This is a genomic window from Klebsiella sp. GFKo11, from assembly GCF_056490265.1.
The window spans coordinates 5,025,169-5,045,611 of record NZ_CM151369.1 but is presented as its reverse complement, the minus strand read 5'-3'; the positions used below and the strand labels follow the sequence as shown (position 1 = coordinate 5,045,611).

General features: G+C 45.4%; 19 protein-coding genes and 1 tRNA gene. 6 read left to right on the top strand and 14 right to left on the bottom strand.

Translation table 11 applies throughout. The annotated features are described in order from the left end of the window. Positions 1-76 precede the first annotated feature (76 nt). The 3 genes from uxuR to uxuA form a co-directional block, all read right to left on the bottom strand. Positions 77-853, bottom strand: coding sequence for a Uxu operon transcriptional regulator (gene uxuR / locus AC07P6_RS24325; RefSeq protein ID WP_181483446.1), 777 nt, complete (start codon positions 851-853; stop codon positions 77-79). A 134-nt stretch (positions 854-987) separates the two neighbouring features. After that, complete coding sequence (locus tag AC07P6_RS24320) at positions 988-2,463, bottom strand: fructuronate reductase (protein WP_304256397.1); 1,476 nt, start codon at positions 2,461-2,463, stop codon at positions 988-990. A 74-nt stretch (positions 2,464-2,537) separates the two neighbouring features. Continuing rightward, on the bottom strand, positions 2,538-3,722 hold the full coding sequence (gene uxuA / locus AC07P6_RS24315) for a mannonate dehydratase (protein ID WP_478314893.1): 1,185 nt from the start codon (positions 3,720-3,722) through the stop codon (positions 2,538-2,540). Positions 3,723-4,250: 528 nt separating this feature from the next. On the opposite strand from uxuA, the gene AC07P6_RS24310 reads away from it, so the two are divergent. Beyond that, complete coding sequence (locus AC07P6_RS24310; RefSeq protein ID WP_478314892.1) at positions 4,251-5,183, top strand: ROK family protein; 933 nt, start codon at positions 4,251-4,253, stop codon at positions 5,181-5,183. A gap of 100 nt (positions 5,184-5,283) precedes the next feature. After that, on the top strand, positions 5,284-6,258 hold the full coding sequence (locus tag AC07P6_RS24305) for a LacI family DNA-binding transcriptional regulator (RefSeq protein WP_182236544.1): 975 nt from the start codon (positions 5,284-5,286) through the stop codon (positions 6,256-6,258). Positions 6,259-6,341: 83 nt separating this feature from the next. On the opposite strand, the gene AC07P6_RS24300 is transcribed toward AC07P6_RS24305, so the two are convergent. Next, positions 6,342-7,670 carry an aminotransferase class V-fold PLP-dependent enzyme gene (locus AC07P6_RS24300; protein ID WP_478314891.1) on the bottom strand — a complete coding sequence of 443 codons (1,329 nt, stop codon included), beginning with the start codon at positions 7,668-7,670 and terminating at the stop codon, positions 6,342-6,344. Positions 7,671-8,063: 393 nt separating this feature from the next. On the opposite strand from AC07P6_RS24300, the gene AC07P6_RS24295 reads away from it, so the two are divergent. The 3 genes from AC07P6_RS24295 (at position 8,064) to AC07P6_RS24285 (ending at position 9,867) form a co-directional block, all read left to right on the top strand. After that, positions 8,064-8,758, top strand: a protein-coding gene (locus AC07P6_RS24295; RefSeq protein WP_087786203.1) for an IS1-like element IS1N family transposase whose coding sequence is annotated in 2 segments (ribosomal slippage) — positions 8,064-8,310 and positions 8,310-8,758 — 696 coding nt in all. Because the reading frame shifts where the segments join, the coding sequence is not laid out codon by codon here. After that, complete coding sequence (locus AC07P6_RS24290; RefSeq protein WP_478314890.1) at positions 8,736-9,653, top strand: hypothetical protein; 918 nt, start codon at positions 8,736-8,738, stop codon at positions 9,651-9,653. The genes AC07P6_RS24295 and AC07P6_RS24290 overlap by 23 nt, the downstream gene beginning before the upstream one ends. Further along, positions 9,640-9,867, top strand: a complete 228-nt coding sequence (locus AC07P6_RS24285) for an antitoxin VbhA family protein (protein ID WP_063809048.1) — start codon at positions 9,640-9,642, stop codon at positions 9,865-9,867. Before AC07P6_RS24290 ends, AC07P6_RS24285 begins: the two co-directional genes overlap by 14 nt. A 21-nt stretch (positions 9,868-9,888) precedes the next feature. Here the strand turns inward: AC07P6_RS24285 and AC07P6_RS24280 are convergent, their stop codons facing one another. The 6 genes from AC07P6_RS24280 to AC07P6_RS24255 form a co-directional block, all read right to left on the bottom strand. After that, positions 9,889-10,101 carry a hypothetical protein gene (locus AC07P6_RS24280; protein WP_001460380.1) on the bottom strand — a complete coding sequence of 71 codons (213 nt, stop codon included), beginning with the start codon at positions 10,099-10,101 and terminating at the stop codon, positions 9,889-9,891. A gap of 69 nt (positions 10,102-10,170) precedes the next feature. Further along, positions 10,171-11,565, bottom strand: a complete 1,395-nt coding sequence (gene trbL, locus AC07P6_RS24275; RefSeq protein ID WP_063809047.1) for a P-type conjugative transfer protein TrbL — start codon at positions 11,563-11,565, stop codon at positions 10,171-10,173. Positions 11,566-11,567: 2 nt separating this feature from the next. Next, positions 11,568-11,741 (bottom strand): hypothetical protein, encoded by a 174-nt coding sequence (locus AC07P6_RS24270; RefSeq protein WP_015965741.1) that lies wholly within the window; start codon positions 11,739-11,741, stop codon positions 11,568-11,570. Positions 11,742-11,752: 11 nt separating this feature from the next. Continuing rightward, entirely contained in the window at positions 11,753-12,547 is a 795-nt protein-coding gene (gene trbJ / locus AC07P6_RS24265; protein WP_001460378.1) for a P-type conjugative transfer protein TrbJ, read from the bottom strand. An 81-nt stretch (positions 12,548-12,628) separates the two neighbouring features. Beyond that, positions 12,629-12,982, bottom strand: coding sequence for a conjugal transfer transcriptional regulator TraJ (gene traJ, locus AC07P6_RS24260; RefSeq protein ID WP_001460377.1), 354 nt, complete (start codon positions 12,980-12,982; stop codon positions 12,629-12,631). 282 nt (positions 12,983-13,264) lie between these two features. Further along, complete coding sequence (locus tag AC07P6_RS24255; RefSeq protein WP_020244701.1) at positions 13,265-13,546, bottom strand: hypothetical protein; 282 nt, start codon at positions 13,544-13,546, stop codon at positions 13,265-13,267. 975 nt (positions 13,547-14,521) lie between these two features. Between AC07P6_RS24255 and AC07P6_RS24250 the strand changes: the two genes are divergently transcribed. Next, the gene (locus tag AC07P6_RS24250; protein ID WP_072018501.1) at positions 14,522-14,782 is read left to right on the top strand and encodes a HigA family addiction module antitoxin; all 261 of its coding nucleotides are present in this window, start codon (positions 14,522-14,524) and stop codon (positions 14,780-14,782) included. Positions 14,783-15,046: 264 nt separating this feature from the next. Here the strand turns inward: AC07P6_RS24250 and AC07P6_RS24245 are convergent, their stop codons facing one another. The 4 genes from AC07P6_RS24245 to proA form a co-directional block, all read right to left on the bottom strand. Continuing rightward, the gene (locus AC07P6_RS24245) at positions 15,047-17,536 is read right to left on the bottom strand and encodes a S8 family peptidase (protein WP_478314889.1); all 2,490 of its coding nucleotides are present in this window, start codon (positions 17,534-17,536) and stop codon (positions 15,047-15,049) included. A gap of 8 nt (positions 17,537-17,544) precedes the next feature. Next, complete coding sequence (locus AC07P6_RS24240) at positions 17,545-18,531, bottom strand: AAA family ATPase (RefSeq protein WP_478314888.1); 987 nt, start codon at positions 18,529-18,531, stop codon at positions 17,545-17,547. A 464-nt stretch (positions 18,532-18,995) separates the two neighbouring features. Then, a tRNA-Thr gene (locus tag AC07P6_RS24235) sits at positions 18,996-19,071 on the bottom strand. A 112-nt stretch (positions 19,072-19,183) separates the two neighbouring features. Beyond that, a complete protein-coding gene (gene proA, locus AC07P6_RS24230) occupies positions 19,184-20,437 on the bottom strand; it encodes a glutamate-5-semialdehyde dehydrogenase (protein WP_304256421.1) in 1,254 nt (417 codons plus the stop codon). Positions 20,438-20,443: the final 6 nt, after the last annotated feature.

Sequence of the window (20,443 nt, the reverse complement as noted above, 5' to 3'; positions counted from 1 at the left end):
ATATTTGTTTTACGTATTGCCGTTACGGGAAGGGGGGGACCGCACGGGGAGTCTACCCGCACGGTTTGATAAGGGGTCAGGCGTCGACGTTGTCCAGCGGCCAGGAGTCAAACAGGTAGCCGTCGAAGAAAATATCATCGACGTTGGAGAACTCCAGCAGGCGACGTTTGACGTTTTCCAGATGCTGCCACATGGCGAGCTTTGCCGCGCGGGCGTCTTTTTTGATTAATGCTGCAAGGATCCGTTTATGATCGACGAGCCACTCCTGACGATAGTGGGTGTCCCCGAGGTGGCGATGCAGCTGGATCCACATGGGATTGTTTTCCCGCCACTGCCATGACTGACGAAATAGCTCCACCAGCATACTGTTATGTGTGGCTTCGGCGATCGCCAAATGGAACTGCATATCGCCGCTTTCTGAACTCTCCGGCGCGCTGCTGGCCAACTCTTGCTCCTCCAGCTGTAAAGCCTGGCGCATTTTGCTGATATCTTCCCGAGTTGCCTGCAGGGCGGCAAATTCAGCGATATTGCTTTCCAGTAGCTGGCGCGCTTGCAGCAATTCAAACGGACCGGCATCATCGCAATGACTGGCGTCGGCGCTCTCAGCAACCCCTTCTTCGGCGCTATTGTCGAGCACGTAGATCCCGGCACCGCGGCGGACTTCTACCAGTCCTTTAATTTCCAGCATGATCAGCGCTTCACGCACCACCGTGCGGGTCACGTCTAACATCTCGGCGATCTCTCGCTCCGGCGGTAAACGATCGCCAGGGTTGTACGGCGTTTGTACGATCAGATCGCGAATCATCGCGCCGACTTCCTGATAGGGTCTGTGCTGAGAAGTTTGTGATTTCATGGTGTTATGCAGTGGCATGCGATGGTGTGGTGGCTGACTATAGCATTTGAGTGACGGGTTAGCATCTCTCACGCCTTAGATACGCAAAACAGGTCAACCAAATTTTCATTGAGTTGACCTGCGGTTTAGAGAGATTAGACGGCGGTTCTTAATGCCGCGACGCACTCACGCGCGCCCCATTTACACAGCTTGTGATAAGCCTGCGTAACGGCTTCGACGAAGTCACTGTTCTCCGGCAGATCCTGGGCAAAAATCCCGCTTAAGGCCAGCAGGGCGGTCACGCGCTCGGCGCCCTGGTAACGCGAGTTAATTTGCTGAATATCGGTCAGTAAAGGGTCCACCACATCGATAGGTTGCCCTTGCTCATCAACCCCCTGGGTGTAGCGCATCCAGCCCGCCACGCCGAGCGCAAGATGACGCCAGTCGCTACCGTTGCGCAAATGCAGGCGTACCGGATCCAGCAGGCGCTGCGGTAGCTTCTGGCTACCGTCCATCGCAATCTGCCAGGTACGGTGGCGCAGAGAAGGGTTACTGAACCGGGCGATCAGCAGCGTGGCATAAGCCTGTAGATCGGTGCCTTCCGGCATGGATAGCGTTGGGGCCTGTTCCTGCATCATCAGGGCAAAGGCTGCTTTTTGATACGCCGGGTTGCCCATGGTGTCGGCGATGGTTTCATAGCCGCCGAGATAGCCAAGATACGCAAGGAATGAGTGGCTACCGTTGAGCATCCGCAGCTTCATCATTTCAAACGGCACCACGTCTGCCACAAACTGCGCCCCAACAAGGTCCCACTCAGGGCGGCCGTTGACGAAGTTGTCTTCGATTACCCACTGGCGGAACGGTTCACAGGCAATAGCGCACGGATCGTAGACCCCAAGCTGGTCGGCAATCTCCTGCAACGTTTCAGGGGTTGCCGCGGGCACGATGCGGTCAACCATAGTGCATGGGAAGGTGGCATGAGCTGCAATCCACGCCGCCAGCTCTGGGTCTCTGGCCTGCGCCAGGCCCAGCACCGCGACTTTCGCCACATGGCCATTCTCCCGCACGTTGTCGCAGGACATCACCGTAAACGCCGCCAGCCCTTGTTCGCGACGCAGGCGCAGGGCTTCGACGATGTAGCCAATGGCGGATTTCGGTGTGGCCGGGTTGGCGAGGTCGTGCTGAATTAGCGGGTTGTTGAGATCCAGCTGACCGCTGGCGGCATCGGTGCAGTAACCTTTTTCTGTCACCGTTAGTGAGACGATCGCCGTTTGCGGGCGCGCCATCGCGTTCAGAATACCGTCGCAGCCGTCAATCTCCGGGTGTAGCGCTTCTTTCATCGAACCGATAATCTTTAGCTCAGTGCGCTCGGCGCCTTTTTCCGCCACGGTATACAGCAACTGTTGGTTTTTCAGATTCTCAATCAGCAGGCGGTCGTTGCCCGGCATCAGGTTGACTTCGCAGATGCCCCAGTCGCTATCGCTGGTTTCCAGCAGATGGTGGGTGTAAAGCGCCTGATGTGCGCGGTGAAACGCGCCGCAGCCCAGGTGAACGATACGGGATTGCAGGCGAGAACGATCCCACGCAGGGCGTGTAACCGGCAGGTTGCTGTCGGCAAGGGTTGCAGTCATAGCAAACTCCAGAGTGGGTCGCAAAACGCGACCGAAGGGGGGAAGGGCGGGACGCTCGGCCCCGCCAGTCAGGATCAGCGGCTAAAGAAGGCGCGCTGAATTGCCAGCTCGACGCCGCGGACTTCCGCCAGCCCTTTCAGGCGACCAATCGCGGAGTAGCCAGGGTTGGTTTTCTTTTTCAGGTCGTCAAGCATCTGGTGGCCGTGGTCAGGGCGCATCGGGATGAGATCCTCTTTGCCTTCCGCTTTACGACGATGCTCTTCTTCAACGATGGCCTTCACCACTTCATACATGTCGACGTCGCCGTGCAGATGCGCCGCTTCATGGAAGGTTTTCGGGTTATCTTCGCGCAGGGTGGAGCGCAGATGGGTGAAGTAAATGCGCGGGCCGAACTGCTTAATCATATCAACCAGGTCGTTGTCGGCGCGCACGCCGTAGGAGCCGGTACACATGGTGAAGCCGTTTGCCATGCTGTTGACCGTATCGACCATCCACTGCATATCTTCTACGGTAGAGACGATGCGCGGCAGGCCGAGAATCGGGCGCGGCGGATCGTCCGGATGCACTGCCATGCGGACGCCAGCCTCTTCGGCAACGGGAATAATTGCCTTCAGGAAGACGACAAAATTCTCGCGCAGCGCGGCTTTATCGATATCTTTATAGGTTGCAAGGTGTTGACGGAACTGGTCGAGGGTATAACCCTCTTCGGCACCCGGCAGGCCCGCGATGATATTTCGGGTCAGGCGCGCTTTATCTTCATCGCTCATGGTGGCGAAGCGCTGGTTTGCCTGGGCGATTTCTTCGGCGGTGTAATCCGCTTGTGCGCCCGGACGCTTGAGGATATGCAGCTCGAAGGCGGCAAACTCAATCTGATCGAAACGCAGCGCTTTGGATCCATCCGGCAGGACGTATTCCAGGTCGGTACGGGTCCAGTCGAGAACCGGCATAAAGTTGTAGCACACGGTACGAATGCCGCACTGAGCCAGGTTGCGCAGGCTCTGCTGATAGTTGGCTATCCACTGTGCATAGTTGCCTGAGTGGGTTTTGATCTCTTCGTGAATCGGTACGCTTTCGACCACCGACCAGACCAGGCCTGCCTCTTCTACGATGGCTTTGCGCTTGAGGATCTCTTCAACCGACCACACCTCGCCGTTCGGAATATGGTGCAGAGCGGTGACAACGCCAGTCGCCCCCGCCTGACGGACGTCAGCTAAAGTGACCGGATCGTTAGGGCCATACCAGCGCCATGTCTGTTCCATGCTTAACCTCTTTCACGTTGTTGACCCGCTTCAGGCCACTGCTTTGGTTGGATTGTCGGTTCCCTGAAACCACATGAAAAACCGGGGAGACCGGACGATATGGCGCATAAATTCCTCTAATTTGTCATACATGTCAACCGTAAAAGCAAAATTGGTTAACCAAATCACATGGGAGCAGGTTTTAAGGCGTGTTAACGGGAAGACAGGGCGGCGTGTGACAATTTTTCTTTGCGTAAATGTCTCTGATAGGGGTCGGGTGAGTGGTAATGGTTTACCAATTCAGCCACGTCTCAACCACATAATGGAGTACGGCCGATACTGTTGGCCCAAGGGAAGTGTCACCGACAAAAGCAGCAAGTCGATATGTTTCGTTTTGTTTAGTAAACAATGTATTTTTATATTTTTGTTTATGTGATCTTCATCACTAATGCGTATTAATAAGCTTCAAATAACGGATTTTTCACATAGGATAATGGGAATTAATAACTGTTTAGTAAACAGCGAATGAACGCTTGCTGAGGTGATAGAATGTTAAGTATGGGACTGGATATTGGCGGGACGAAAACAGAAGCAGTTATCCTCGATGCTCAGGGTAATGTCTTGTTATCAAAGCGAAGAAGTACGGTGAAATCTGACTATCAGGGATTTCTGACATCGCTGGTTGATTTTATTCAGGACGTTAAGTCTTCTTTTTCTGTCCCGATCAGCGTCGGTTTATGCCTGCCGGGAACAGAAGATGTTGATACCCGGCTCATCAAAAACTCCAATATCGTGGTCCTTAACCAACGACCGCTGATTCAGGATCTGGAACAGGCGTTGGGTCATCCCGTCGCGTGGGACAATGACGCCAACTGCTTTACATTATCAGAGTCGACGGATGGTGCGGGCGCACAGGTGGGGATTGTGTTTGGCGCGATTCTGGGAACCGGCTGCGGCGGCGGGCTTTCAATGAATAAAATGCTCTGGCGAGGACGCAACGGTAACGCCGGAGAGTGGGGGCATAATCCGCTTCCTCACTATGATCCGCTGCGGGATGGTGTTGGCGTAAAATGCTATTGCGGGCAGCTAAACTGCACGGAGTCTTTTATTTCGGGGTCGGGGTTGGCACGACAATATAATCTGATTGACGGCAATACCCTGGATGCAAAAGCCATTTTTTCGCTTATTGATCAATGCGATCCTGATGCAACCGCTTTGTTCCGGCTATTTAAAGATCAGCTGGCGAGGGCGTTAGCATCGGTTATCAATATCTACGATCCTGATATTGTGGTGGTTGGCGGCGGGCTTTCGCGCATTCCGGAGATCTTTACTGACCTGACTCAGGCTGTGGAAAAGTATATTTTCAATACGCAATGCACCACGCCAATTGTCCCGGCGATGCATGGTGATAGCAGCGGCGTTCGCGGCGCGGCATGGCTGGGACGCGATGCGGCATTGAGGGCAAGCGTCAGTACAGAATAGTTTTCAATGATACGAGCTCTTGCTAACTCATTCATTCTCCTGAACAAAAATGCAACATGAAGTATGATAGCGGTAACCGTAAATAAGGGGTAGGTCAGGCATGTTGAAGACAGTCAGGGTGAGGGATATCGCGCAGAAAGCGGGTGTATCGGTAGGGGCGGTGTCGCGGGCGTTGAACCATCGGCCTGGGCTGAGCGAAGAAACCCGGCTGCGGGTGATGCAGATAGCGCAGGAGATGGGATATGACTTCTCCAGACTTCGCGATGAGAAAATTAAAAAAATTCTCTTCATACTCCACCGCCAGCATAACACCGCCAGTGCGATGAACTTCTACTCACCCGTCCTGTTGGCCGTTGAAGATGCCTGCCGGGAATACAACATTGCGCTCAGCTTTTTGGCGATGGGGCCGACGGATAATGTGACCCAACAGGTACGGCAGCATTCCCCCGATGCTCTCCTGTGCGTTGGCTTTATAGAGCCGGAGCTGATGGCGGAATTAAGAAAATTACCGCAGCCGATGGTGTTGGTTGATCACGCGATCCCCGGCATGGTCAGTATCAATCCTGATAATTACCAGGGTGGGATAGTGCTGACGCAGCATCTGATTGAAAAGGGGTATCATCGTATCGCCTTTCTGGCCAGCAGCCTTGCACATTACAGTATTCGCCAGCGTGAGAAAGGATACCGACAGGCGCTGTTTGAGGCTGGCATGCTGATGTCTCCTCAATATGAAGTGACGGCACCCGCGCTGACGGAACTTACACCCTCTTTGGAATATGCGCTGGATGAACTGATGGCGCTACCCGAACCGCCTGATGCCCTGTTTTGTTACAACGATGCGGCGGCTATCGTGGCGATGAATTATTGCCATCAAAATGGGATAAGGGTGCCAGAGGATCTGGCTATCGTCGGCTTCGATGATATTGATTTGTCCAGCCACCTGACGCCCGCGCTGACCACAATAGCCATTGATAAAGAGTCATTAGGCAAGCGGGCCGTGGAAGAGCTTATTTGTCGCTCGAGTGCAGATAATATTTTACTGCCCGTGCAGCTCAGGCTGAGAAATAGCGCGTAAAGGCTAAATTTGTTCGTAGAGAGAATGTCTGTCCGATAGCCTTATTGGCTATCGGACGTTTATTAAAATAATAAACTAATCAACTATCCACGATCGTTTGGTTGAGTTGATATATCCGTATTTTGTACCGCATAGGATGTTTTATCGTTGAGAATAAGGTGTAGCGTTTCGATCAGCGCATCGACATCGGCGTCGGTGTTATATATTCCAAAGCTGATACGAACCATGCCTTCTGGCGGGAAGCATCCATCAACGGTATTTTCCCGCTCAGCCTCGTGCTCGGCCAGGCGGCGAACGTAAGGATGGGCGCAGAATGCCGCATGACGAACCGCAATCCCTCTGCGTCCGGCGAGTTTATTCGCGACGGTCTCATTAGTGATATCTTGCAGATTAAATACGATAATACCTACCCGGTCCGAAACCTGATCGTTGTCACCGTAAAGGATAACGCCCGGTATCGTTTTTAATCTCGCTAACGTTTTTTTAATCAACCGTTGCTCATGCTCTTTGATGGCGTTAAAGCCAACTTTGCGAAGGATCTCGATTGCCTTAAGCATCCCGACGACTCCCAGATAATTAGGGGAGCCAGCTTCATAACGATCGGGTAAGTCGGCATAAATGACCTTATCATCCATTACCGTTTTAACCATACCGCCACCATAGAAGACGGGTAAGCGTTCGCTTAATGTTTCCTTTAAACCGACAACCGCACCGCCGCCGTAGGGGGAATACATTTTATGGGCTGAAAAAACAAAGTAATCAATATGTTCTTCAGGAGTGTTCCCCAGCATGCTAAATGCACGATGTGCGACAATCTGGGCGCCATCGACAATAATTTGAGCGCCATACTTATGCGCTATTTTGGCAATGCGGTGGACATCATTAACATAGCCGGTGACATTAGATGCGGCGGTGACGGAAACGTAGCGAACCTTTCCCCCTTGCTCGCGCAGTATTCGCTCCAGATCTTCAATAATAAGCCGACCCTTACTGTCGACCTCCGCGTATAAAGTTGTCACGCGTTCACGCCAGGGCAAATCATTGGCATGATGTTCCATTCGGGTGGTCAGAACGATATCTTCCGGGCTCTCAATTAATGCCGAAGCCAGTTTGTTCATCCCATCTGTTGTGCTGTTAACATAAAAGACGGTATATCGATCGCTCCTTGCACCGACAAAATCCTTAACAATATCTCGTCCAGCACTATATATTTTGGAAGAGTGTTCAGATTTCTGCCCCTTTCCGCGCCCGATAGAACCATAGAATAGAAGCTGCCGGTTAATTTCTTCGGCGACTAGCTTAAACGCGGGTGTTGTTGCCGCATTATCTAAATTAATAGCGGGAACTTGTCTTTTATCATCAAGCTCAACCAGTGAATCCAGACCGATAATTTCCAGAACAGTATTCATCATCAAATATCCTTTTATATGATCGCTTTGGTTAGCGAATACACTGGCAAACATGTGTATGGGGATGTGCTCTGTCTTCAGCACAGAAATTATTCATTTCCCGGACAGGCGCAGCCTCGTCCATTTGATTCAATACCTGGAGTAACAGCTCCACGACTTTTTCAGTACTCTCAATATCCAGCCTTTCTTCTGGCGTATGCGCGCCAGTGATGGTTGGGCCGCAAGCTATCATTTCCATCCACGGGAATTTTTCGGTGAAATAACCACACTCCAGACCAGCATGAATAGATTCGAGAGTTGGCTTGGCTGAAAAAGCGGTTTGATAAGCATGGACAAAACGGTGATGCCTCTAATTAGTTGAATCTGATGTATAATGCGGGCTTTTGAGGTTCTTTCATGGCCAGCGTTAACATTCATTGTCCTCGTTGTCAGTCTGCACAGGTCTACCGCCATGGTCAGAACCCTAAAGGCCATGACAGATTTCGCTGCCGTGACTGCCACCGCGTTTTTCAGCTCACTTACACTTATGAGGCCCGTAAGCCGGGCATTAAAGAGCTGATCACTGAAATGGCCTTCAATGGCGCCGGGGTTCGCGATACCGCCAGAACACTGAAAATTGGCATTAACACCGTCATCCGGACTTTAAAAAACTCACGCCAAAGCGAATAACGTCTTCGCCCGTTGCTCATGCTGATGTGGCGCTTATCTGCGAACTTGATGAGCAATGGAGTTTCGTTGGCAGTAAAGCCCGGCAACACTGGCTCTGGTACGCGTATAACACCAAAACAGGGGGTGTACTGGCCTACACTTTTGGTCCCCGTACCGATGAAACCTGCCGGGAACTACTGGCACTGCTTACGCCATTCAACATCGGCATGATCACCAGCGACGACTGGGGCAGCTATGGCCGGGAGGTGCCGAAGGATAAGCATCTGACCGGAAAAATATTCACCCAACGGATTGAGCGCAATAACCTGACGCTGCGCACCCGCATTAAGCGCTTGGCTCGTAAAACAATCTGCTTCTCGCGTTCAGTAGAGATCCACGAAAAAGTCATCGGGACGTTTATTGAAAAACACATGTTCTACTAATTGGAAGCATCACCAAAATAAGTTAGTTGATGCATCACCAAAATTAAACAACCCTCAACTATTGGCTATAATATACTTAATACCTTTTGGATACTTGATTGTAGAAAACCCATTATGGCTAGAAAATATATACATTGCCGCTCCAATTTTCCTATCATCTATAGCTTTATTAACCAGTGTATACATAGGATATCGTGATTTATTAAATAAAGTATTTAATAATGCAGTAGTTAAATGGGGCGTAACTGGCTTTACATATTCCGTATGCTTATGGATCGCAAAGTTTAAGCTTGACATAGCTTATGGTATAGTCCCAGAAAACCTTAATTACTCGACATTAGCTTATGCTTTCATGCTCTCATTTCCAATAGGGGCAATGATTTGTGCAATTACAGTCTATATATACATATTTTTGCGAGATGTATCCCCAGCAAAAATAGTAATATCCTCTATGATTTCAGTATATATTGGAAGCTTGGCTCAACATCATATACAGGTGAACAATCTTCCTGAAAAAATAATATTAATAGGACTTATAATTATGGTCCCCTATAACATGGTCAATTTAGCTAGTTCATTAGTTATTAAAAGGAAATTTAATTTTAATCGTTTAGTATCAGGCTTATCCCTTTTTGCTGTGTCAGTTGCTCTTTTTATTATTAGCATGACAGCAATGAAATACATTGAAAGATTTCAAGAAAAGTTTATTTTTCTCGATGCAAGAACATCTACGACATGTGGTAGCTCAGAAAGCAAATCTCTTTATATTGAAAAAAATGAAAATCAGTGTTATAAAATATCAGGAAATAAATTCTCGGAGTTAAGACTAACTCTTGTAGATAAAAACATCTCGAATATAAATAATAAAGGCACTTCAACTTATGAACAAAAATAACCCTGCTAATTCATTTTCTATAGAAGCAAGGAAAGAAGCTTTTCGGAGAGCTGAAGCCAGTCTTTTTTTATCAAGTAAAGATCCCAAAGGCTCCTCATTTTTTAATGAAATAAAAAGTAAGGTAATCAATGGAGAGCTAACCTATGAAGAGGCAAAGAGAGAAGTATTAAATTATCACATTGAACAATCTAAAAATCAAAATAAAAAAGGCTAACATTTAGTTAGCCTCTTCTCACTAGTGAGCTATTTTATAGTCCCTTAATGCATTTTTAAGTAACTCAGTTTGCACATCAGCATCATCATAATTATAAATTCCGGTAGCAGAATAATACTCTTCGATACATAGAATATTTATCAATGGTTCACAAATCTCTTTAATAAACTCCTTGTTGTTATCGGCAAAAATAATTTTTATTCCTTCCAAAACAAAGCTATTATAATCAGCCATTATCCACCTCCTTACAGGTGTTTAGTGGAAGCGTCAGTTAACGTTACCGCGCTAACTGACGCGCCTAAATCAAGATTTTTTACTGCCAGTTAAACTATCACCCTCAAACTCATCCTGTTCGTGGTTACTCTGACGATCGGCTGTGTGTTTACGTATTTGATTCGCTATTTCCCCACCAACGGTCTGTTGTGTTCGGATAGAATTAGTACTTCCCTTCATCATCTGATACTCCGCAGCTCCATTAGACAGTCCGCTCGCCATGTGAGAAGCCATGCGGCCAGCTCGTGAGAATGATGAAGCAAACCCTTGGCTTCCTCCGCTGAAGCTACCTGCATTGCTCCCTGCAGAAGAACCACCGGAACCGCCTGATGGTTGTCCTCCAGAAGTATCTACGGAACCGGTATCTTCCCCGCCGCCAAATCCTCCACCTGAACCACCTCTATCACCAGAACCAGATTCTTCGGCCATCGCCGCTTGTGCAGATTCAAATGCTGCTTTTAGAGCGGAAGCACCACCACTGACTTGAGCTGTAGCGCTCATTGCCATTGCCCCAGCGCCACTGATTGCAGTAGTAGCAGCGCCAGTAATCATACCTGCTCCAAAACCACCGATCCCTTGTAAGGACGCTCCTCCTACAACGCCTGATAACAACAACGGTAATTTATTCGTCAATACTAAAAGAATAATTGACGCCAGAAGTAAAACAATAAGACTATTAAGATCAGGAATATCATTTTTAATAATAGAAAAATACTGATCTATAAATGATTGCCCAATCCCAATAATTAATGTCATCGTAAATAACTGAACACCAATCGATAATACTGTGCGTAAGTAATTTATTGCTATATCAGAAGTCCATTTTGAGCCACCAAACCCAAGCAAAATAACTCCTGCATAACACAACACCCAAGCAGAAACTAACATTATTAGCATATTTATCGCGATAAGTGCCATTACTACTAATACTATTATCGCGACGGTTATCATAATGGTCGAAATCATTGGAGACCAAATTGATGCTGCTGAACTGACCTTTGTTAATATCACAAAAGCCATATCAACTATGCTGGAGGGTGAAATACCAGTACTTGTTCCTAAAGCATTTGCTGCAAGTTGTCTCATTGAGTTAATTATAGATTGTGATATGGCTGGGCCGTTGATTAAAAGATAATAAAAAAAACCAATCACGGCAAAAAAACGAACTATCTCTGCAAGTGCACTGGTTAAACCTTCCCCTTGCATCGCCAACATACCAAATGTCCAAGCCATACTTATTAATACCAGCCCCCAGAAGAGCCAATTTGCATAATCACCAATTACTAATGACCATGTGCTGGCTACTTGCTGAAACCTATCTAATAACGTATCAAGTAATCCGCTACTATCTAATTGACCAGCATAAGCATTTACAGAAAACAAAAAAATCATTCCCAAAAAAGTGAGTTTGCTTACTATTCTCATAATTACCATTCTCGCTTAGGGCTAGGATTGTTATTACTGCGCAGGGCACATTTATCATAGTTATGTTCGTTCAATTTATTCTCTGGCGTCGATAAACAATCTTCATCTTTTTTATCGCAAGAGCATAGAATCAATGGAATGATTAGAATAAAAATGACCAAAAGTTTATCTTTCATTCAGCTATCCCTCACCAAATTCGCTTCGGGCTTGGTGTGTTCTTGCCAGCTAACGCTTTTTCATCAGCTACTATTTGTTGGGCCTCTTTATCGGCCTGAGCCTGTGCCAGTGTTGCTGCAGCGTTTTGTTGGGATACCAGAAGCGAGCGGATTTGCAGCAACTGGTTCGTTTGAGCACTGGCAAGCTGGTTAGCGGCCTGAATAGCTTCCATTTGCCCTTGTGCGCTGGTTGCCTGAGTTTGCAAATCTGCAAGGTTATCAGCATCGCTTTGCAGTGTTTCCTGCTGTTCGTCGAGAGCCTTAAACACGGCGTCATTGGCCTTTTTACGTGCCTCAGAACTGTTCTGCTCAGCTTTACGCAGTGCGCTAATTTCATCCGTAGTACATTCAACATTACTGTTAAAACACGGTGATGAGCGGTAGTAATTCACGTCCTGATAACGTTTCAGATATGAATCAAGACTTCCGGCTTGATTTTTGTAGTAATTAAGGGTGTCCTGCGCCTGCAACAATTTGTTGATGGTCGAATTGGCCTGATCCCAGATATATGCCGCAGGTGCGACTGTATTTTTCAGCATGTTTTCATACTGCTGCAGCTGCGTTTGGTACTGCTGGATCTGTTTAGCCACAGCCTGAACGTTGTTGACTGCGCTGATTGTGGTCTGCACCACATTAGTACCATCGATTACAGGGATACCGGCTGTCGCCGGTAATGCCATGATGGACGCCAGGAAGGAAGCTGCTAATGATTTTTTAGCTGCTAAAATCCCTCTCGGTGATGAAAATACTCGGAGCATTAACTTCATTTGCCCACCTCAATTTTAACTGATTATTGATATTGAAAACTCGTACTTTTAACTGATGCAGATATTTAGGAAACCATAAATTTATTTGTCCAAGATTCTATCCATAATATTTCTTAGTTCTTGTCTGGTTGATTCTATTTTAGCAAGCAACGTTTTGATCAATGAGGGTGAAAAATCAACTGTGCGTGGATCGTTAGCTAACCACAGTTTAAGTAACCCACCAAGTCGACCAAGATCAGCATTTACTCGGCTAAGCTCTACAACCTGTTCAATATCTACAATAGACTCAACCTGATAACCCATTGCTACTTTACGAATGAAGCTCGCTACACTTAAGCCAGATGCTTCTGCATTTTCCTGGATTTGCGCTTTTTCATCTGGCAAACAATAAACTTTAATTGGTGTACTATTTTTTCTAGTCTGAGAAACGGTCATATCATTCTCCATACAGGCGGTAGCCGATCAGCCTCGCAGAGCAGGACTCCGTTGAGCAGCCCAGCTGCTAATAAGAGAAGGTAAAGTAGAAGCACCGTTTACGGTGGGCCTACTTTACATGTCCTGCCCTACATTTGCCGTTGTGAATCTGTGTACGTATTGTGTATTCCTGTGTACTCAGTGTGTTTTCCTAAAGCATTTGTGCAGGATTAGTAGTGTAAAAATGTGCAGCATATGTGTTTATTGGAAGGGAAATTATTTGAATGACCCTAAGAAATATTTTTATTCTCGCGGCTTGGGTTTTGGCGGCCTGCCACGTTTCCTTTGAAACCTATTTATCTCTTTCGCTATATCGTCATTTTCTGTCTTTGACTCAACAGATTTATCTATCCAATCCTTAACATCTTCTCTACGCCAGAGAAGACGTTTATTACCGGGAAGACGGCATCTTGGTGGAAGACATTTTGGATTTCGCGTTGCATCACTGCGGATACTTTTTACAGTTTTCTTTAATGCAAAAGCCAACTCTTCAACGGTTATAAGTTCTGGCATAACTGATTTCATCGAAGAACCCATCTCTCAGTAGAAATTTGAGGATTTTAGCGGCTAAAATTTTAGCCGCTAAAGTTTGCTAACCAACGTTATGAATTGAGAATAATTAAAACTTACTGGCAAAAAGAATAATGTCAACAGGATTTTTATTCATCGGATTTTTACTCCATATGAAATTGGTTTTATTGACCGATTTCTGAATGACACTAAGGTTTTAATAATTCCTTTAATCTTTTTGGTTATATAAAAGGTTAAAGATCAGGTTAGAGAGGTGTGGAAAAGCGATATATTCATTTGTTTATTATGACAATTTTAAATTATATCCGTACCTCAAATGTCATGAAAGCGTACCTCATATGTCATAAAGGCGTACCTCATATGTCATATAATAAAAAATAAGCAAACAAGTTATACACAATATTATTAACAGAATCTGTGGATAAATACACAGATTATACATGATAAAATATATTGTTTAGCTAAACTAAATAGCAATAAATAAAATGAAACAAAATGTAAATAACAGAGAGTTGTAGATAACTTATAAATTTGGTTAGCTAACCTTTATAAGAAACACTGTTTGTAAATGATTCATTTCTGACAACGGATATATCGAAATTTAGTAAGTAAAATGCCACAGCTAAATCTTTTATATCATTTGTTTAGCTATACTATTTTTACTAAGGGTTATGTATATCTAAACTACAAAAACAGCAATGCAAAAGATAAACGGGTAACAATCGTAGAAAAGCTTTGTTGCTGAGGGGTTACCCTCATTGGAAACCGGCTTGAGATAAGTATCATATGAGGATATCAAATCCGACTGGTGAGGCCAGGTTTGATAATTTGAAGCGCTGGACGTAGCGTAGATGCCACAATAGAGGAGACAATAGTAAATTAAATTATAAGATAAATGCAGATTTTTGTTTCGCTATGAAGTTATCACTGAAGATAAAGTGTTCTAAGATAGATGAATGTGAGGTTGCCATGACAACGATGAAAGCTAGACCCAGTTCTGTTGCGGAAATTCTTTTAAATGAGTATTTGAAACCTTTAGCTATGTCTTCACGTGACTTAGCTAATTTGATGGGAGTACCTTATAGCAGAATTGACGATATATTACGACACTCTAAAAATATAAGTAATAGAGAGGGGGAATTACTTTCTAAAATCTTCAATACTGATAGCGATTTTTGGATAAAACTTCAAGAAAACTATATAAATCATACATGCAAATTCCATAAATAGTGCATAAACGCTAACTTAAGGCATATATTATTTGTACTACGCCGTTGTATTAAAGAGAGATATCAAGCAACAAAAATCAACTATAATAGGTAAAAAATCAGTATGAAGGAATTATCACAATCTGCACGATGGTTCTAATATAAATTTAGTAAAATAAAACATAAATCATTTCCGTATAAAAAGATGGCCAGGTCTTTATCATCGACCCAGCCAATTAGTAAAGGATTTTTCATTTCAAACTCATTAAACCTTAGGCATAAAACCTTAATGTTCAATATCTATTTGATTATCAATTTGAATAATGTTTTGAATCTCACTGTAAATATCAATGTTCTCATCTGGTACATCTATGCTAACCAATAAACTATATTTAACATTGTTAATATAGCGATCCTGCGCAGTACGATATTTCCACCATCCACCAACAGGATAGACAGCGATAGTATTCATCTCTGTTAAATCTGCAGCACTGCCTTTCCAAGCATCTGAGTGTAATGAACCTCTAACTCTGAGTTGAGGCCCCAGAAACCATCCTGACGCATCTCCTTCAGGTCCATTGTATTCTTCATTATTCGCATTACGGTTTATCGAAGCACGGAAATTTTCGAGGGTCTGATTAGGTCTAATAACTGCAAATCTCAATCCATGAGATTGATACGAATATTGTCGTCTGAATCCTTTTTGACTTGGATTAGGTTCAATAAAATACGACAATGTGATTCTTAAAATAACATTTGTTTCTGGTGGTAGTAAGCGAAGAGCTTCTACGGGCCAAGGGAGTGAAAACAGATGCATTTCATTCAATGTAGGATCAGTAGAACCATCTCTTTTAAATGGGGTGATTTCCGACTGAGATATTAATGTAAGTGCATTTTCCGCACTATGCATTGCTCGATTTAAATTAGGTACTCCATAACCAACCATCCTTAATAAGCTTTCTTTAGCCGATTTTGGTGTCCCCTGTGCACGTTCTGTTCTATATCGTTCGTGCATACGACTAGTCCATCTTGCTGTATGAACAAGTAATCCCCTAATAGTTTCAGGCCAATATTCTGGGTACTGAGCCATTAGCATAGCAGCATGTTTTGATACTAGAGCACAGGCTGCGCTAGTATCTGAATTAACTTCAAACAATTGATTTGTTGCCCTGCCAGAGGTTGTGAGCAAAGATAATTCAATTGTATTTGTGATTTCATCACGGCTAGGTGATATAAGTTTGTTTCCGCCTTCCTCTACTAAATCTGGCTTATATGGGGCATGCTTTTTCCATCCCCAGGATACCGATGACCGAGATGACGGTGCAATATCTTCTGACATAGCGAAAGGAGACCAACCATCATATTCGCGGTCTGTATGGGTTGTTTTATCAGTATACGCCCCTACAGTTAATGCATTCCAAGATTGAGCAGGATCTTCAATTTCAGCAAGAGTCACTGAATCCCAATAATCTAATTCTAAATTTGTAGGTTGAGAGTTACCCGCAGAAATTATAAATAATCTGCGGATATCATCCTCTAAACCAAAACTAAACTTGTCAATCTCTGCAGACCATGAGGACGGTTGGCCTCCAAGAGTATTAGGCTCTGCTGTCACAGCAAGCGAATAAACTCTGCGCCAGTTCGGGTTTTCCAGCTCCAGACGACTTGACGTTCCTGTAGTAATAGCTCCATAAAGATTAGGATCATTAGTAGCTCTTGGAGGTAGTATCCTTCCTGATTCGATATTGTACGGAATCGAAATGTCCTGATCGTTCAATAAAACAGACAGGAAATCTCCATAAAAACATAGTCCTGCTTGTCTGGAACCGTGGTCATTATAAGGCCTTTGATTATAATCATCGAAAAGTGGCCAAGATATGTCCCAAGCAGCTGCCAGTGATGAGTTAGTAAATCTAGATAATAGTGGATTATTGTAGTTAACACCTGTATCTAATATACAAACAGAAACATCAGCTTCATTGTTACGCGTAATTCTTGCAGCAACATTTTCTGCCCACTGATGCTGTTCTGTAGGTAAGGAATTAACTATAACTGATATATCATCCCTCGCTGATCTTATCTCTTTTAAATTAGATATTAATTCAGGACAAACTTTTAATCTCGATAGACTCGTACGGATAAGAACAACAGTAGTATCGAAAAAATTAATAGAAGTATTCCCGAGCCTTCCATTAATTCTTTCGCATAAACGCCGAGCAATATTTAGCACATCCTCCTTATTACCCTTAAGCCAAAGCTCAAACCACTTTTCAACACCGTGATCATCCGGAATAAGATCTTTTTTATCTGTCCAGAAAGAAGTTATATCTGCTAACTCGATATTTTGTATGCTATCAATTAACAAATGATTTCTAGGGAACTCGATACCATCCTTCGATGGATTCAAATAGTCATTTATTTTTTTAGTGAATTTAGTTCTGTCATTTTCATTAATGTATATAATCGCAGTTTCACGATTATTTGATTTAACTAAAGAACAAAGCTTGAAATAAGTATTATCGATTTTATCTATAGGAAGATCGCATTGTTCAAAACTGATTAGCCTAACATAAATCCCTTTTTCATCAGTAACAGGGGGAAGCCTCGGTCTTTCATCATAATGATTCAATATACGGCTATACTGATTTAGTAATGATATACCATGTACCGCTCGATCACGAGTTGGGACTTGGGGACTACGACCATTGCTCCTAGAGCGATAGTTTTCGGGGGAAACATAGCCGTTTAATAAAATATGCCTCTTGTTGGTAGTCATTTCATCCCTTATTGTCTACTTTCTTGCCTACGCTTTATAGCCTTTACTAACAAATCGGTTGTAATATTGTTTGCATTATAAAGCACTGATTGTTTGGCAGCATCTTCACTTGCTCGCGTGATCTCCGCTGCACTTAGACCTGAAGCACTATCAATGATCTCACTCCAAAATAAATTACCGAGGTCAAAGACAGCGAGTCTCTGTTCAATAAGATTCCTGATTAGATTATCCTCAGGCCTTGTGAACGGTATAATATCGTCAAATCGTCTATATAAGGCGCGATCTAAAAGCTCTGGATGATTGGTTGCAGCTAAAACTATGCTCTCAGAATCATCCTGCTCTACAAACATTAAAAAAGAATTTAAGACCCTACGAATTTCTCCAACGTCATTCTGAGCGCCACGCTGAGTTCCTATAGCATCGAACTCGTCAAAAAAATATACAGCTCTTGTTTGCCGTATGTGGTCAAAAATTAAACGCAGCTTAGCTGCAGTTTCACCCATATAGCGAGTGATTAGATTATCTAAGACGACTGTATAAAGTGGTAGCTTTAACTCTGTAGCAATGACTGATGCGGACATTGTCTTACCAGTACCGGGAGGACCAGTGAAAAGAATTTTTCTTCTTGGAATAAGCCCAAACTCAGAAAGTTTATCTTTCTGTTTTTGTTCAAGCAGAACCTGATTCAATCTTTCCCTAACGCTTCCAGAAATCACCAGTTCTTGAAGATGTACTGGCTTGTTCGTTTGCTCAAGTAACCCCTTAAGATCACCATCAGGCTGCTTAACAAATGGTGTAAGTCGTTTTTCAACTAAACCTACAGAACTCGTTGTTTTCTGATTTTTATCAACTAAGTTTTTTATATCATTAGCAAGCTTATGATGACCTTGCCTTGCTTCCTTAGCTGCCACCTGCAAAGCAATAGAAAAGAAACGCTGATCATCACGATCAACGTGGCTTTTCAATAAAGCTTTGATCTGCTCTGCAGTAGCCATAACCCCTCATACTCCCTTGTTCTCTTGTTGCAAAGTTTACTATAAATTCATTTAGTTCGACATCGTTACCTACCTGCTCATTACAGGAAAGTAATACCTTCATGAGCGTATCATCAATGATCAAAGTGTAATCAAACACCTAGGCATAGTACCTTCACTACGTGAACTGTATCACTCATTGTTATGTAACCAGAGTGTCCCTTTCTGGCACTTAGCTCTATCGGATAATGTATTTAAGCTGTTAATTTATAAGATTTTTCATCACTAAACTGTCTTTCATGCAACGCATCGATAAGGTCAACACATTACGTTTATAAGGAAGTAGTTTGTTTAGCGTAATGATGCAAATGCTGACCAATTAGCTTTGCCACAATTTTGCCACACCTACAACGCGCAAAATTGCACATTAGTGTTGAACAAAGCAAAATACTGCAATAGTAACTTGATGATTTTACGAGAAAAGATGGTGCCGATAATAGGAGTCGAACCTACGACCTTCGCATTACGAATGCGCTGCTCTACCAACTGAGCTATATCGGCCCTGCAAGAGGTGCTTACGAGCGTAAACACGGGTTAGAAGGTTAAAACTAAGTGGGTGATGCGTCAATGCCCTTGCGAATCAAACGGCTACTTTTGCATCACCCTTTCAGCTTTAAGCACGAATGGTATCGTCGCCGAAACCAATCCACTTATAGGTCGTCAGCGCTTCCAGGCCCATCGGACCGCGTGCGTGCAGCTTCTGCGTGCTGACCGCCACTTCCGCACCGAGGCCAAACTGGCCGCCATCGGTAAAGCGGGTAGAGGCGTTGACGTACACCGCAGAGGAGTCCACTTCGTTGATAAAACGGTTCGCATTGCCCAGCGTGCGCGTCAGGATGGCGTCCGAATGCTGGGTGCCGTGCTCGCGAATATGCGCCACGGCCTCGTCCTGGCCGGCAACCACCTTCACGTTCAGATCCAGCGACAGGTATTCGTTGTCATACTGCTCTGCTTTCACCGGAACTACGCTTGCCGGACCGTTTTGCAGCGCGGGCAGGGAGGTCGCATCGGCGTGCAGGCTGACGCCGCTTTCCGCCATCTGTTTGCTCAGCGCGGGCAGGAAGCGCTCGGCGATATCCTGATGAACCAGCAGCGTTTCGACCGAGTTACAGGCGCTCGGGCGTTGAACCTTAGCGTTGACGATAACTTTCAGCGCTTCGGCAACGTCGGCAGAGTGGTCGATATAGATATGGCACACGCCAATTCCGCCGGTGATCACCGGGATCGTCGACTGCTCGCGGCATAGCTTATGCAGACCTGCGCCGCCGCGAGGGATCAGCATATCGATATACTTATCCATCTTCAGCATCTCGCCGACCAGCGCGCGATCCGGGCTCTCAATCGCCTGGACAGTGGCTGCCGGTAAGCCGCACTCTTGCAGCGCCTGCTGAATCACCTTCACCGTGGCGGCGTTGGTGCGCCAGGTCTCTTTGCCGCCACGCAGGATCGCCGCGTTACCGGTTTTCAGGCATAAAGAGGCAACATCGACGGTGACGTTTGGACGCGCTTCGTAAATCACACCGACCACGCCCAACGGCACGCGGCGGCGCTCAATGCGCAGGCCGCTATCGAGCAGGCCGCCATCGATCACCTGACCGACAGGATCGGCCAGATTGCAAACCTGGCGAACGTCGTTGGCAATTCCGCTCAGGCGCGCAGGGTTGAGCGCCAGACGATCAAGCAGCGCCTCGCTTAAACCGTTGGCGCGTGCTTCCGTCAGGTCCTCAGCGTTAGCACGCAGAATCTCTTCAGTCTGCGCTTCAAGATAGTCGGCAATCTTTTCCAGCACCTGGTTCTTTTCGCGACTGGAAAGCTGCGCGAGTTTGTATGAGGCCGCTTTGGCAGCAATGCCCATTTGTTCCAGCATTTTCAG